Origin of the sequence: Novosphingobium kaempferiae (assembly GCF_021227995.1) — a bacterium.
GTDB lineage: Bacteria > Pseudomonadota > Alphaproteobacteria > Sphingomonadales > Sphingomonadaceae > Novosphingobium > Novosphingobium kaempferiae.
Genome location: NZ_CP089301.1, coordinates 3,410,362 through 3,423,663 on the forward strand (window position 1 = coordinate 3,410,362; position 13,302 = coordinate 3,423,663).

Annotated in this window: 13 protein-coding genes; 8 read left to right on the top strand and 5 right to left on the bottom strand. The window is 64.7% G+C overall.

Translation table 11 applies throughout. The features are described from left to right. Window positions 1-7: 7 nt before the first annotated feature. Both LO787_RS15505 and LO787_RS15510 read right to left on the bottom strand, forming a co-directional pair. Complete coding sequence (locus LO787_RS15505) at window positions 8-1,384, bottom strand: peptidylprolyl isomerase (protein WP_420847758.1); 1,377 nt, start codon at window positions 1,382-1,384, stop codon at window positions 8-10. A 189-nt stretch (window positions 1,385-1,573) separates the two neighbouring features. After that, window positions 1,574-3,904, bottom strand: a complete 2,331-nt coding sequence (locus tag LO787_RS15510; RefSeq protein WP_232491905.1) for an LPS-assembly protein LptD — start codon at window positions 3,902-3,904, stop codon at window positions 1,574-1,576. Window positions 3,905-3,999: 95 nt separating this feature from the next. Between LO787_RS15510 and LO787_RS15515 the strand changes: the two genes are divergently transcribed. From LO787_RS15515 to LO787_RS15525, 3 genes are all read left to right on the top strand, one after another. Next, entirely contained in the window at window positions 4,000-5,463 is a 1,464-nt protein-coding gene (locus LO787_RS15515) for a leucyl aminopeptidase (RefSeq protein WP_232491906.1), read from the top strand. 27 nt (window positions 5,464-5,490) lie between these two features. Next, window positions 5,491-5,925 (top strand): DNA polymerase III subunit chi, encoded by a 435-nt coding sequence (locus LO787_RS15520; protein ID WP_338045381.1) that lies wholly within the window; start codon window positions 5,491-5,493, stop codon window positions 5,923-5,925. Window positions 5,926-6,032: 107 nt separating this feature from the next. Next, a complete protein-coding gene (locus LO787_RS15525) occupies window positions 6,033-7,730 on the top strand; it encodes an ATP-binding protein (RefSeq protein WP_232491908.1) in 1,698 nt (565 codons plus the stop codon). 34 nt (window positions 7,731-7,764) lie between these two features. On the opposite strand, the gene LO787_RS15530 is transcribed toward LO787_RS15525, so the two are convergent. After that, window positions 7,765-8,625 carry a globin family protein gene (locus LO787_RS15530; RefSeq protein WP_232491909.1) on the bottom strand — a complete coding sequence of 287 codons (861 nt, stop codon included), beginning with the start codon at window positions 8,623-8,625 and terminating at the stop codon, window positions 7,765-7,767. Between the two features lie 177 nt (window positions 8,626-8,802). Here LO787_RS15530 and LO787_RS15535 point away from each other — a divergent pair, with 177 nt between their 5' ends. From LO787_RS15535 to LO787_RS15550, 5 genes are all read left to right on the top strand, one after another. Then, entirely contained in the window at window positions 8,803-9,492 is a 690-nt protein-coding gene (locus LO787_RS15535; RefSeq protein WP_232491910.1) for a hypothetical protein, read from the top strand. A gap of 154 nt (window positions 9,493-9,646) precedes the next feature. Beyond that, a complete protein-coding gene (locus LO787_RS15540; RefSeq protein WP_232491911.1) occupies window positions 9,647-9,991 on the top strand; it encodes a hypothetical protein in 345 nt (114 codons plus the stop codon). Between the two features lie 173 nt (window positions 9,992-10,164). Continuing rightward, on the top strand, window positions 10,165-10,587 hold the full coding sequence (gene ndk / locus LO787_RS15545; RefSeq protein ID WP_036524317.1) for a nucleoside-diphosphate kinase: 423 nt from the start codon (window positions 10,165-10,167) through the stop codon (window positions 10,585-10,587). Window positions 10,588-10,710: 123 nt separating this feature from the next. Next, entirely contained in the window at window positions 10,711-10,845 is a 135-nt protein-coding gene (locus LO787_RS26110) for a hypothetical protein (protein WP_255700806.1), read from the top strand. A gap of 94 nt (window positions 10,846-10,939) precedes the next feature. Beyond that, on the top strand, window positions 10,940-11,185 hold the full coding sequence (locus LO787_RS15550; protein WP_232491912.1) for a hypothetical protein: 246 nt from the start codon (window positions 10,940-10,942) through the stop codon (window positions 11,183-11,185). A 61-nt stretch (window positions 11,186-11,246) separates the two neighbouring features. Here the strand turns inward: LO787_RS15550 and purN are convergent, their stop codons facing one another. Then, window positions 11,247-12,197, bottom strand: coding sequence for a phosphoribosylglycinamide formyltransferase (gene purN / locus LO787_RS15555; protein ID WP_232491913.1), 951 nt, complete (start codon window positions 12,195-12,197; stop codon window positions 11,247-11,249). After that, window positions 12,190-13,293 carry a phosphoribosylformylglycinamidine cyclo-ligase gene (gene purM, locus LO787_RS15560; RefSeq protein ID WP_232491914.1) on the bottom strand — a complete coding sequence of 368 codons (1,104 nt, stop codon included), beginning with the start codon at window positions 13,291-13,293 and terminating at the stop codon, window positions 12,190-12,192. The genes purN and purM overlap by 8 nt, the downstream gene beginning before the upstream one ends. Window positions 13,294-13,302: the final 9 nt, after the last annotated feature.

Sequence of the window (13,302 nt, forward strand, 5' to 3'; positions counted from 1 at the left end):
CGCACCATCAGTTGTATTCGATGACCGCATCGCGGCGCAGGTCGCGCAGGTAGGTCTGCGCGCGCTTGTTCACGCGGTCGTCCTCGAGCTGCGCCTGGAGCTGCTCGAAGCTCGGGCCGGAATCGGTCTGAGGATCGTCGCGGCCGCACAGCATGAGGATGCGCACGCCGTCTTCCAGCGAGCCGAACGGCGGCAGCGTCTCGCCGGGCGAGAGCTGGAGGATCGAGTTCTGGATCTGCGCGGGCAGGTCGCGCGCCTTGACCTGGTCGTTGGTCACGACCTGCGCGCCGACGCCCTTGGCGACTTCATCGACGTCGCCGCAGCCCTTGGCCGCCTTCATCGCGGTGGAGAAGGCTTCGGCGCGCTTGCCCGCCTCGGCCTCGCTCACGCCCTTGGGGAAGGGAAGCGAGATCTGCTTGAGCGAGAGGATCGCATCGCGCGGGTCGGCGGTGAGCACCTTGCGCTTGTCGATCAGGTACAGGATGTCGAAGCCGCCCGGCACTTCGATCGGGCCGATGAGCTGGCCGGATTCCATGTCGCGCGCGGCGGCCTGAAGTTCGGTGGGAAGCTGCGCGAGACGCACCCAGCCGAGATCGCCGCCGACCGATGCCGTGCTCGCCTGCGAATACTGGCGCGCATAGGCGACGAAGCTGCCGCCCTGCTTGAGCTGCTGCACGATCTGCGTGGCGTTCTGGTAGACCTGTTCGCGCGATTCGGTGCTCGCGGCGAGGTAGATTTCGCCCAGACGGTACTCGTCGGTGCCCTTGGCGGCCTTGAGGCGCGCCAGCACGTCGTTCACTTCGTCGTCGGAGACGTTGATGAACGGCTGGACGTTGCGCTGGAGCAGGCGCTGCCACGAAAGCTCGCCGCGGATCTGGCGCTTGAGCGAATCTGCCGAGGAGCCGACGCGCTTGAGGTAGGAGTCCATCGCGGCGGTGTTCTGGCCGAAGTTCTGCTGCGCGACGCGGGCGTAGGACTGGTTGACCTCGGCATCCTCGACCGAGACGTCGGCGGCCTTGGCTTCCTGGATCTGAAGCGTCTCGTCGATGAGGTTGCGCAGAACCTGCAGGCGCAGGCGCTTCATTTCCTCTTCGTCGATCTTGCCCTGGTTCGCCGCGACGATGAGCGCGAGGCGCTGGTCGACGTCGGTGCCGGTGATGACGTCGCCGTTCACGACCGCGGTGGCGCGGCGCATGTTCGGGTTGTCGTTGCCGAAGATCTTCACGTCGTCCGGGATGACGATCTCACCCTGCGGAGCCGACTGGGCGTAGGAGCCCGCCGCTGCCGAGATCGCGGCGATGCCGCCGACACAGAGGAGCGCGCGCCTGAGCAACTTGCGCCCGGAAATCCTGCGCCCAGAAACACTGCGATTGACTGCTTGCACCGTGATTTCAATCCCGTCTTCGACCGGCCGTGGCCGGATCATCATCGACAGGCGCCTCTAACCCGAGGAAACCTGCCGCAATAGTAAGTCGCACCTGCGCCGCGGCGGCTTAACTGAAAATGAGCACACCCGATAGCGGCTTTGCGGGATAGTGCCAATGTTTCGGCGACATGTCCCGAAAGCGACCGATCAGCGCCCGCCGATCCCCTTGAGCGTGAAGCCGAGCTGGAAGGAGTCGCCGCGCCGCACGTCGCCCAGCGCCACGTAGTCGCGCCGCCAGGTGAGCGAGAGCTGCATGCAGTCGTCCTCGTAGGCCGCGCCGAGGCGCGTGCGCAGGGGCTGGAAGCCGTCCGACCCGTTGATCGCGTCCTCGCTGCGGTCGGTCATGTTGATGACCGCCGAGCCGAACAGCGACCAGTACTTCGCAAAGGCGATGCGACCGGCGGCGCGCAGTTCCTCGCGGTTCTGCAAGTCCTCGATATCCGCCGAGATATCGCGGTTGAGCTTGGTGTAGCCCAGTTCGAGGTAGCTGCGCGTGTTGCCGATCACCGCGTCGAATTCGTTGCGGCGCACGGCCAGCGAATCCTTGTCGACGCGGAAGCGATGGATGAAGTTGAGGAAGTCGCGGTAGCGGATCTCGGTCCGGCCCACGATGTCGGAGGTCTTGTTGGCGAGACCGGTGCCGTCGGGCAGCATCTTCGCCCGGTTGCTGAGGCGCACCGACTGGCCGACGGTGCTCTTGATGCGCCAGCGCGAACGCTCGAACTGCCAGTCGAAGCCATAGGTGAAGCGCACACCGTCCTCGACCCGGTCGTAGCCGGGGAAGCGGTTGATCGCGAAGAGGTTGCCGGTGTCGAGCTCGATCGCGCGCGAATCCTCGTTCGGAATGTCGAGGTTCCTGATGCGCGGGCTGGCGACCATCTGGATGCGCGGCGTGAGCACCTGCGTGCCGCCGAAGATCTGCCCGACGAGCGGCCACTTCACGTCGACCGCCGCCGTCGCGACGCCGCGTCCCTGCCAGCCGGGGAGACCGCGATAGAGGTCTTCGGTGGTCAGCGAATTCTCATCCGAATGGTAGACGTCGCCGCGCACGAGGCCGGTGATGGTCAGTTCCTGCCCCATTTCGGTGAGGCGACGCAGCGACCACTGGCCGTAGGCGAAGGCGCGCTGGACATCCTGTCCGTCGGCGCGGGTGATGCCGAGCGAATTGACCTGCACCTCGAACTTGCCGCCGAGCAGCGGGTCGTCGATGCGGCGGCGATAGTCGAGCACCGGCAGCGCCACCGGGATCAGGCCCTGCTTGCGGTCCGCCACCAGCGTCTGCGTGGCGTAGCCCGCCAGCGAGAAGTAGCTGTCCTGGTCGATCCGCTCCAGTTCCACCATCGAGCGCAGGCGGTCGTCGCGGCTGATGTCGTAGCGGCGCAGGAAGGTGCGGTCGGTCGCGCGGCGGATCGAGGCGGTGACGCTCCAGTTGTCGTCGAGCTGGAGGCGGCCGTTGGCGAAGACATAGCCGCGGAAGGCGCGCTCGCTGTCGGGCGTGATGGTGCCGTCGGCGATGGGGATGCGGCTGCTGGTCGTGGCATAGCCGGTGATCTGGTACGCGCCGACGTCGGTGAGGGCGCGATACTGCACGGTCGCCATCGGCGCAGCCTTGGTGAAGGCGGAGAACGTGCCGGTGAGGTCACGGTTCTCGGCCAACTTCCAGTAGTAGGATTGCGCGATTTCGATGCCGTTCGACGGGCTGGACTTGATGTCCGGCATCAGGAAGCCCGAAACCGCATGGCCGTCGGTGCTGACGGTCAGGCCGAACAGCGGCAACTGGATCACGTCGAACAGTTCGATCCGCGCGTCCTTGAAGCTGACGCGCTTCTGCGAATCCGAGTAGACCACCTGCTTGGCGAGAATGCGCCAGGTCGGCTTCTTGGGGCAGCCGTCGTCATCGGCGACGTCGCAGCCGGTGTAGGCGGCGCGGTTGAGGATCACGTCGCCGTTGGCGATCCGCTCTCCCTTCAGCGCGGCGAGGCGACCGCCTTCGCGCATGACGAGGAGCAGGTTCTCCATCATGCCGGTCTTCAGCTCGTCGGTCAGCTCGACCTGCTCGGTGTAGAGCTGGTTGCCGTCCTGATCGACCATGCGGACGTTGCCGTCGGCCACGATCTTGCCGCTCTTGCGGTCCCACGTCACCTTGTCGGAACGGACGGACTGGACCTGTCCCTTCTCGTCGCGGCGGCGCAGGACGACGTTGCCGGTTGCGGTCACCAGCTCGCTGTTCTGTTCGTACTGGACGTCGTCCGCCTCGAACGAGACGGGCTCGCTGTCGCCGTTGGACGGCGGCGGGGCGGCGGGCGCGCCCTCGATCGGGCCGGTGTCGACGGGCCGTGCCACGTCCTGCGCAAGCGCGGCGTGGGGGAGCGAAAGCAGGGAAATCCCCAGGCCGAGCGCGCAAAGCGAGAGGGAGCGCAGGCTGCGGTCCGGTCGGTCGGTCGGGGCTTGCAGCTTGGTCTGCGCGGCTGGGAGCATGGCTTGCCTATCGCACCGGCTGCTTCTAACTGCAATCCAGTCATGCGGTGAAGCGCGCAAGTTCGACGTTTCATCGGGGAAATCCAGGAGAATCCATGAAGATCCAGTTCCTTGGGGCAGCCGACGAAGCTCTTGCCGGAGTCGTCGCGCGTCTCGTCAACCAGGACGCCGTGCCTGCCGATCTCGAACCGGTGCTGGCCGAGGGTGCGAAGCGTGCGCGCTTCACCGGCAAGGCCGGGCAGGTCTTCGAGGGCTTCGTCGATCGCGGCGGCAAGGTCGTGCGCGTCGCGCTGGCCGGCGTGGGCGAATCTTCGGCTGCCGACCGCAAGGGCGCGATCGAGCGCGCGGGCGCGGCGGTGGTCGCCAAGTATCTGGCCAGCGGCGAGACTTCGCTGGTGCTCGACCTGACCGGCGCGGGCCTCTCGGCCGAGGAAGCCGCCGGTGCGCTGCTCGGCGCGGTGCTGCGTTCGTGGCGGCACGACGTCTACCGCACCAAGCTCGCCGCCGACGCGAAGCCGAGCCTCACCGAGATCGCCATCGTCGGCGCGCCCGAGGGCACCGAAGCGGCATGGGCGATCGAGCAGGCGATCGCCGAGGGCGTCTCGCTGACCCGCGAACTCGTCACCGAGCCCGCCAACATCATCTATCCCGAAAGCTTCGTGGAGCGCTGCAAGGCGCGCATGGAAGCGGCTGGCCTCACCATCCGCGTCCTCGACGACAAGGAAATGGCTGCGCTCGGCATGGGCTCGCTGCTCGGCGTGGCGCAGGGCTCGGTCCGCCCCGCGCGCCTGCTCGTCATGGAGTGGCTCGGCGGCGAGACGGGCGGCAAGCCGGTGGCGTTCGTCGGCAAGGGCGTGACCTTCGACACCGGCGGCATCTCCATCAAGCCCGCTGCAGGCATGGAGGACATGAAGTGGGACATGGGCGGCGCCGGTGCGGTCGCGGGCACGATGCTCGCCCTCGCAATGCGCAAGGCCAAGGCCAACATCATCGGCGTGTGCGGCCTCGTCGAGAACATGCCCGACGGCAACGCGCAGCGTCCGGGTGACGTCGTCACCTCGATGTCGGGCCAGACCATCGAGGTCATCAACACCGACGCCGAGGGCCGCCTCGTCCTGTGCGACGCGCTGACCTGGGTGCAGCGCGAATACGCGCCGGCGAAGATCGTCGACCTCGCCACGCTGACCGGCGCGATCATCCTCAGCCTCTCGCACGAATACGCGGGTCTGTTCTCGAACAACGACGGCCTTGCGGGCGAGCTGAACGCGGCGGGCGACGCCTCGGGCGAGCGCCTGTGGCGCATGCCGATGGGCCCGGCCTACGACAAGCTGATCGACAGCCCGATCGCCGACATGAAGAACGTCGGCCCGCGCTTCGGCGGCTCGATCACGGCGGCGCAGTTCCTGCAGCGCTTCATCGAGAATGACACCCCCTGGGCGCACCTCGACATCGCGGGCACCGTGTGGGCCGACAAGCCCGGCGCCACCTGGGACAAGGGCGCGACCGGTTTCGGCGTGCGCCTGCTCGACCGCTTCGTGCGCGACAGCATCGAAGCGTAAGTACGGGGGCAGGGTCCGGTGCAGGTCATGTTCTATGAACTCAGCCGCGACCCGGCCCACGCGGTCGTACCGCTGCTGGCGCGCCGCATCATCGAGACCGGCGGGCGCGTGCTCGTCGTCTCGGCGGACGACAAGCAGCGCGGTGCGATCTCCGCCGCGCTGTGGTCCCACCGGCCCGAGGGTTTCCTCGCCAACGGGCAGGCGGGCGAGGGGAACGAGGATCGCCAGCCGATCCTCCTCTCCGACATTCCGGACCCCGCCAACGGCGCGCGCTTCCTCGTCATCGCCGACGGCGTTTGGTGCGAGGGCGAGGAGCGGTTCGAGCGCACCTTCTACCTCTTCGACGATCAGACGCGGGCGCAGGCCCGCGAAGTCTGGCGCGACCTGCGCGGGCAGGAAGGCGTGAAGAAGGAATACTGGGCGCAGGAAGACGGCCGCTGGACCAAGAAGGCCGAGGAATAGGGCACAGTCTCTACGGGCAACTGCCTAGGCGCGATTAAAGCCACGGCAACGGACAGGGCGATATCGTCGGGGTCGGATCAATCCCGCCGACAGCAAGAGCCAACGCCATGGACGCTACTCCGCTCCGCATCACCCCGGCCTACGTCTCGGCCATGGAGAAGCTGGTAGGGGCAGTTCAGGACTTGTCCCGCGCCCGCGATCTCGACGCGGTGACCGCCATCGTGCGCGAGGCGGCGCGATACCTGACCGGAGCGGACGGCGCCACCTTCGTGCTGCGCGACGGGGACCAGTGCTACTACGCCGAGGAGAACGCCATCGCCCCGCTGTGGAAGGGCAAGCGCTTTCCCATGAGCATCTGCGTCAGCGGCTGGGTGATGCTGAACGCGCAGAGCATCGTCATCGAGGACATCTACGCCGATCCCCGCGTGCCGGTGGAGGCCTATCGCCCCACGTTCGTGAAGAGCCTGGCGATGGTCCCGATCCGCCGCGCCTCGCCCATCGGCGCCATCGGCAACTACTGGTCCAGCCACCACAGGCCCTCGTCCGGGGAATTGGCGATCCTGCAGGCGCTGGCGGACACGACCTCCGTCGCGCTGGAGAATGCCGATCTCTACACCCGCCTGCAGGGCATGGTGCAGACGCTGCAGGGCCAGCAGGCCCGCATCAGCGAACAGCACGCGAGCCTCGGCGTCTTCACCCGCGCGCTGGCGCACGACCTGCGCGAACCGGTGCGCACGCTCATCGCGTTCTCGGACCTGCTCCGGAACGATGCGGAGGTCGAAGGCGACGAGGACCGGCAGGACACCTACCTTCGCTACATCGGCGAATCCGCCGAGCGCATGGGATCGCTGATCGATTCGGTGTCCCGCTACACCCGGCTCGACGCGCCCGAGCCCGCCGAGCATTCGCTGTGCATGCTGGGCGACGTGATCGCCGACGTGCGCCAGAACCTCGCCCGCATGATCGCCGAGCGCAACGCAACGCTGGTCCACGGCCCGCTGCCCGGTCTCATGGCGGACCCGGTGCATCTGCGCCAGCTGTTCCAGAACCTCGTCGCCAACGCCGTGCTGCACAACGAGCCCGGCGTGACGGTGACGATCGGGCAGGAAGTCATCGACGGTCGCCCCGGATTCTTCGTCAGCGACGACGGGGCAGGGGTGCCGGAAGCCGCGCGCGAGCAGATATTCCAGCCCTTCCGCCGACTGGCCGACCGCAACGACGCCTCCGGCCTCGGCCTCGCCATATGTCGCCGCATCGTCGGGATCTATGGTGGCCGGATCACCTGCGAAGCCGCGCCGGAGGCCGGGGCCTCGTTCCACTTCTCGCTGCCCGATGCGGAGCAGCCGGGACCAGCGATGGAGGATGAAATGCCCGAGATCGCCAACGTCCTCATCGTCGACGACCGGGAGGCCGACCTCGAACTCACCGAACTGGCGCTGTTTCGCCGCCCCCGGCTGCACTGCAACCTGCGCCGCGTGCGCGACGGCCGCGCCGCGCACCGCATCCTTTCGGCGGCGGACAACGACGTCGACCTGATCCTGCTCGACATCAACATGCCCGACGTCGACGGTTTCAGCCTGCTCGAAGAGATACGCGGAGATGACGCGCTGCATGACGTCATGGTCATCATGTGCAGCGGCTCCGATTACGAGCCGGACCAGCGCCGGTCGGCCGAGCTGGGCGCGGCGGGCTACCTGCTCAAGCCGCCCCGCTTCGCCAGCTTCCGCGACATCGTGGTCAGCCGTCCGGGCCTGCGCCTCCATGACGACGGCGAGGGTCTGACCCTGTTCCGCACCGGCACCTGACGGCGATCAGGCGTCGGCGCGGCAGGCCGCGTCCTTAGGGATTTATCAGCGATGCGAGACGTTCCAGCGCCTTCTTGAACATCGCCCAACTGCTCTTGAGATAGATGAACAGCAGCACGACGATGAGGAGCGCCAGCACAAATTCCGATGCGACGACCGCGGCGATGGCCGCCACCCCGGCACCGACGGCAAGCCCGACCGTCATCATGGCGCCGATCAGCGGCATGCCGACGCGCGCTTCCGGGCTGAACTCGTCGTCATCGCTGCTGCGGAACGAGAAGAAGCCGGGCGCCGATGCCTTGACCACATGATCGCCCGAACCGGTGCCGATACGGCTGGCGATCGCCTTGAGGCTGCCCGACTGCGTTGCTTCGTCCCAGAACGTGTCGAGCTTGCCGGACGCCTTCTTCGCCAGATCCTGCGCGATGCCGACGATATTCGAAAGTTCGCTTCCGCCGTCCGGCAGCAGGTCCGCCAGATTGAGGCGCGAGAGATGCTGACGCGCTGCGGCGAGATCGATAGCCATTGGATTCCCCTTCCACCAGGCGGTAGCCCCGTCGCCGCGCACAGATGAAATCACATTATCGCGCTTCCGTCTGCCCCATGGAAAAGGCGAGGGCAGTCTCCCGCCGGGGGAAGGTGCAAATGCGGGTGCGTCGCTCCATTTCACAAGGGCGTTGGTTGAAGGAAAGCGAAGATGGTTCGCGCGGAGGCGCGGAGGCGCAAAGGTGGGTGCCTGTGGCAGCGTACCCTTTCTTTTCGGCGATGCGTTTGCCTTGTCGTCGAAGCAGGGCGAGAGCCTGCGATGCTGCGCAACACCTTTGCGCCTCCGTACCTCCGCGTGAATCGATTTTTCTGCTTCCGCAGGACAGTCGAACGCCAGTTCATCGCCCATCTAAGCCATTTGGCGATGCAGGGCCGTCCTTCGAAGCGGGCGGGGGCTTTGCAAAGATTTAATCCGGAAAGCGGTCCAGCGGCAGACGCCCCGAAGCGGTCATCAACATGGCCGCCCGCCTAAGGCCATCATCTGCCTCTCGAATCGAACATCGAATTTTTAGGGTTTCTAAATCGAATGATGGGAGATGAGAAAACCTATGGCGGGGTCTTGAGATTTATGAAACTAACGATTCAAGTTGCATTTAAGGCAATCGCTTTCAGCCTAGTCGCAGTAATCAGCGAAAACGTTTCCGCAAATTCGTTAGATGAAGATGTCGTTGCGAAAGCGATTACGGCATGCGAAAAATTAACTCAGGGTGGGGAAGTCATCATCCCAAATGGTGGTGAAATTTACAATGGCATGCTTATTAATGCGGATGCCGATACTTTTCCGGAATCTTTACGATCACGCCTTCTTCCTGACCTCCTACGGCGTTTCGGCAATAGGCAATCTGCACTAGGGGCGAAGCCAGACCTATTTATCAAATATGCGTCTTCCGCAGGTGAGGCATGGGCCGTCACAAATAGTACGACGTCTGCCTGCGACGTTGTTTTGACGAAATTCGGCCCATCTCAAGCAGAGCAAAATATTTTGAATACCATGTCGTCCAACGGATGGACGACGGCGATTTCGCGACCCGCCACGCCTTCGTCAGGTGGCTTTTCCCAATATGTGCTGGTGAAAATGATCCAATACCCGCAGCGACCGGACAATGGCATCAGGGCGCACATGAAAAGTCTGGGGTTCAACGATAAAACCTCGTCTGGCATTCAAATGGAAATCAATTTTGTGGGTGGGGAAATCTCGAAGAAGAATTCTCCGTGATTTCGTCCAGTTTCCACCCGGGACAGCTGATTTGCGCCGTTCTGATCACGCCCCATTGTAGTCATTTTCTTCGCGGCATAATTCCATTTGGAAAGGCTGCCTCGCACTCGCGTTTCACGGCTTTCAATTGGAAAATTAGAGGAAAATCGACCTTATGATTCAATACGATCAAGGCCGTCCAGATTTTCCATTCATAATAAGGGTTGCAGCTTTATTATTTGGTATAGCAATTGCTATATCTGTTATAGCAACTCCACCATTCGCAATGGTGTCAATTTATTACCTAATGGATTGCATGTCTGGTCATTGCTCTATCGTCCGGATATGGGCTTTGATTATGGGTGTGATGAGTCCAGTAATTTTAATTATTTCTGTTGGCGCTGGGTTTATTTCCTACAGGGCTCCGGGCATCGGGCTGCTTATCTTGACGTTTTGTCTGCCCCCCATTGTACTCGCGGCCTATCTCATTCTTCCAGAAATGGCCGCTGCCCACCCATAACCGCCTTCTAAGCGCTGCCGCCAACTCACCAAAACCAACCGCCCGGTCGGCCCCAAACATCGCGCAAATCCGCCTGCAATGCATTGCCGCCCGGATGCGCTTCTTGCGAGTGGCGCAATTCCCGGCTAGGGGCGCGCGCAACTATAACGCTCCCTCTCGCAAGGAACTATCCCATGGCGGTCACCCGCACCTTTTCGATCATCAAGCCCGACGCCACCCGCCGCAACCTGACCGGCGCGGTCACGAAGATGCTCGAGGAAGCCGGCCTGCGCGTCGTCGCCTCGAAGCGCATCCAGATGTCGAAGGAACAGGCTGAGGGCTTCTACGCCGTCCACGCCGAGCGTCCGTTCTTCAACGACCTCGTCTCGTTCATGATCTCGGGCCCGGTCGTCGTCCAGGTGCTCGAGGGCGAGGACGCAGTGAAGCGCAACCGCGACATCATGGGCGCCACCAACCCCGAGAACGCCGATGCCGGCACCATCCGCAAGGAACTGGCCGAATCGATCGAGGCGAACTCGGTCCACGGTTCGGACTCGGAAGAGAACGCGGCGATCGAGATCGCCTACTTCTTCAAGCCGGAAGAGATCGTCGGCTGATCGCTGTCGGTTAAATCTTTGAAATTCAGGGAAAGGTCGCCGGTTTCGGCGGCCTTTTTCTTTGTCTCGACTACGGGTTGATGCTTAGTTGGCGCGGTTCCCGGCACCTCCAAGAGCATTGCAATGGTCAAGACGATCCTGATCCCCGCCGCTATCTCGTTTGTCGCCGCCGTCGTGATGACGCACCTCGAACGCGCGACCGCGTCGCCGTCCCCGGTCTCGATGGAGGCCCGCGCCGCGACCGCGCACGCACGCTGAGCGCACTCATCGGCGCGGCGGTGCATGCCCGCGCGGTTTGGATTTGATCCATCATGGCTCGCTGCTGTATCCTCGCCCGCAAAGGAGACGCGGGATGCAGGGCATGGGTGATGCGGGCGAGGTCTGCCCCTTCGAATTCAACTTCGACGAGAAGACCTTCAAGGTCGGCGACACCGTGAGCTACCGTGTCAACGGCAGCCTCGAAGGGTTCCCGTTCGTCGGCACGCTCGTCGAAGTGCATGACGATCACGTCCTGATCGCGGGCGATCCGCAGAATCCGGACAAGCGCTATCGCGGCACGCGGGAAAGCCGCCCGTTGGTCGACTACACCGAGATCTGAACCCGCGCCCGGTTCCCGCCGGTGCCGTTCAGTGTGCGCTAGGTTCAGTTCAGTGCGTGCCTCAGAATTGGTCGGCGGCGGCCATCAAACCCGCGAGTTTCCGCGGCGCAACGGCCTTCCAGGACCGCGAAAGCCACTCCGCCACGCCATCCCAGTCAGTATCGCCAAGGTCGAGCCGAATCGCGATCCAGCCATCCCCGAAATAGGCGGGGCGGAAGAACCGCGCCTCGTCCTGCTCGATCAGCATGGCCTGCTCGTCCGCCCCGCTGATCTTCACGAGCAACGCAATTCTGCCGTCTCCGTGATGATCGGCGCTGAAATAGGCGAACTTCTTGCCCTTCACGATGCCGAAGCAGGCCATCCCGTGGCTCACCGTCTCGTCACTCTCCGGCAGCGCCAAGGCCCGCTCCCGAACCCGCTCAAGCAGCCATTCCGGCCGATTCTCGCGGGTCACAAGGTCGGCAAGGCACCGCGAATATAGCTGATGCTCCGCGATCAGCACCCGCGAAGCCAGCGAATCCGCGGTATCCCCCGGCAGGATCGCCACCGGCGTCTGCCCCAGCACCGGCCCGTCGTCGAGTTCGGCGGTGACGAGGTGAACGGTGACGCCGCCATGGCTGTCCCCCGCCTCGATCGCCCGCTCATGCGTATGCAACCCGGTGTACTTGGGCAGCAGGGAAGGGTGGATGTTGACCATCCGGCCTTCCCACCCGGCCACGAAATCCGCCGTCAGGATGCGCATGTAGCCCGCCAGCGCGACCCACTGGGCCCCGCTGGCACGAATCGCCGCGTCCATCGCCGCATCATGCTCGGCGCGCTTCATGCCCTTGTGGCTGAGCGCGAATGTCTCCACCCCCTCCGCTGCGGCAAGGCCCAAACCCTTGGCTTCGGGATCGTTGGCGGCGACCAGAACGATCTCGTAAGGGCAGTCCTCGGCGCGGCTGGCGTAGAGGAGGGCGGCCATGTTGGTGCCGCTCCCGGAAATCAGTACTGCGACTTTGGCCTTAGCCAAGGTGCACCGCCTCCCACGCTTCACGCGCCGACCATGCCTCGGTCGAGCCCTGCACGGTGCAGCCCTTGTCGCCGGGCTCGATGGCGCCAATGATGAAGACGGTCTCGCCCGCGGCTTCGAGGTCGGCCTTGAGCGAGGCGGCTTCGTCTGTCGCGACGGCCAGGACCATGCCGATGCCGCAGTTGAAGGTGCGCGCCATCTCGCCGGGCTCGATGTTGCCCTGCGCCTGGAGGAACGCCATCAGCCGCGGCTGCGGCCATGCGTCGGCGTCGATGCGCGCATGCAGGCCCTTGGGCAGCACGCGGGGAATGTTCTCCAGAAGCCCGCCGCCGGTGATGTGGGCGAGAGCGTGGATACGGCCCGCGCGGATGAACGGCAGCAGGCTCTTCACGTAGATACGCGTCGGTGCGATCAGCGCGTCGATCAACAGGGTGTCCTGATCGAACAGCGACGGGCGATCGAGTTTCCAGCCCTTGTCCTCGGCCAGACGGCGCACCAGCGAATAGCCGTTGGAATGCACGCCCGAAGAAGTGAGGCCCAGCAGCACGTCGCCTGCCGCGACCTTGTCGCCGGTGAGCTGCTCGCCGCGTTCAACGGCGCCGACGCAGAAGCCCGCGAGGTCGTAGTCGCCAGCCGCGTACATGCCCGGCATTTCAGCGGTCTCGCCGCCGATCAGGGCGCAGCCCGAGATCTTGCAGCCCTCGGCGATGCCGGCGACGACGCGCTCCGCGACGCCGTTCTCCAGCTTGCCGGTGGCGAAATAGTCAAGGAAAAACAAAGGCTCCGCGCCCTGCACGATGAGGTCGTTGACGCACATGGCGACAAGGTCGATGCCGATATGGTCGTGGCGATCGTGGTCGATCGCCAGCTTCACCTTGGTGCCGACGCCATCGTTGGCGGCCACCAGCAGCGGATCCTTGTATCCGGCTGCACGCGGATCGAAGAAGCCGCCAAAGCCTCCCAGTTCAGCATCGGCGCCCGGGCGCGCGGTGGATTTCGCGAGCGGGGCGATGGCCTTGACCAGCGCGTTTCCGGCCGCGATCGAGACGCCGGCCTGCTCGTAGCTATAGCTCTTCTGGGAGTTATCGTCGGACATTGCGGCCGC

Coding starts and splice junctions, on each gene's coding strand:
- LO787_RS15510 (WP_232491905.1), bottom strand. CDS start 3,904: ATGCTCCCAGCCGCGCAGACCAAGCTGCAAGCCCCGACCGACCGACCG.
- LO787_RS15515 (WP_232491906.1), top strand. CDS start 4,000: ATGAAGATCCAGTTCCTTGGGGCAGCCGACGAAGCTCTTGCCGGAGTC.
- LO787_RS15520 (WP_338045381.1), top strand. CDS start 5,491: ATGTTCTATGAACTCAGCCGCGACCCGGCCCACGCGGTCGTACCGCTG.
- LO787_RS15525 (WP_232491908.1), top strand. CDS start 6,033: ATGGACGCTACTCCGCTCCGCATCACCCCGGCCTACGTCTCGGCCATG.
- LO787_RS15530 (WP_232491909.1), bottom strand. CDS start 8,625: ATGGGCGATGAACTGGCGTTCGACTGTCCTGCGGAAGCAGAAAAATCG.
- LO787_RS15535 (WP_232491910.1), top strand. CDS start 8,803: ATGATGGGAGATGAGAAAACCTATGGCGGGGTCTTGAGATTTATGAAA.
- LO787_RS15540 (WP_232491911.1), top strand. CDS start 9,647: ATGATTCAATACGATCAAGGCCGTCCAGATTTTCCATTCATAATAAGG.
- ndk (WP_036524317.1), top strand. CDS start 10,165: ATGGCGGTCACCCGCACCTTTTCGATCATCAAGCCCGACGCCACCCGC.
- LO787_RS26110 (WP_255700806.1), top strand. CDS start 10,711: ATGGTCAAGACGATCCTGATCCCCGCCGCTATCTCGTTTGTCGCCGCC.
- LO787_RS15550 (WP_232491912.1), top strand. CDS start 10,940: ATGCAGGGCATGGGTGATGCGGGCGAGGTCTGCCCCTTCGAATTCAAC.
- purM (WP_232491914.1), bottom strand. CDS start 13,293: ATGTCCGACGATAACTCCCAGAAGAGCTATAGCTACGAGCAGGCCGGC.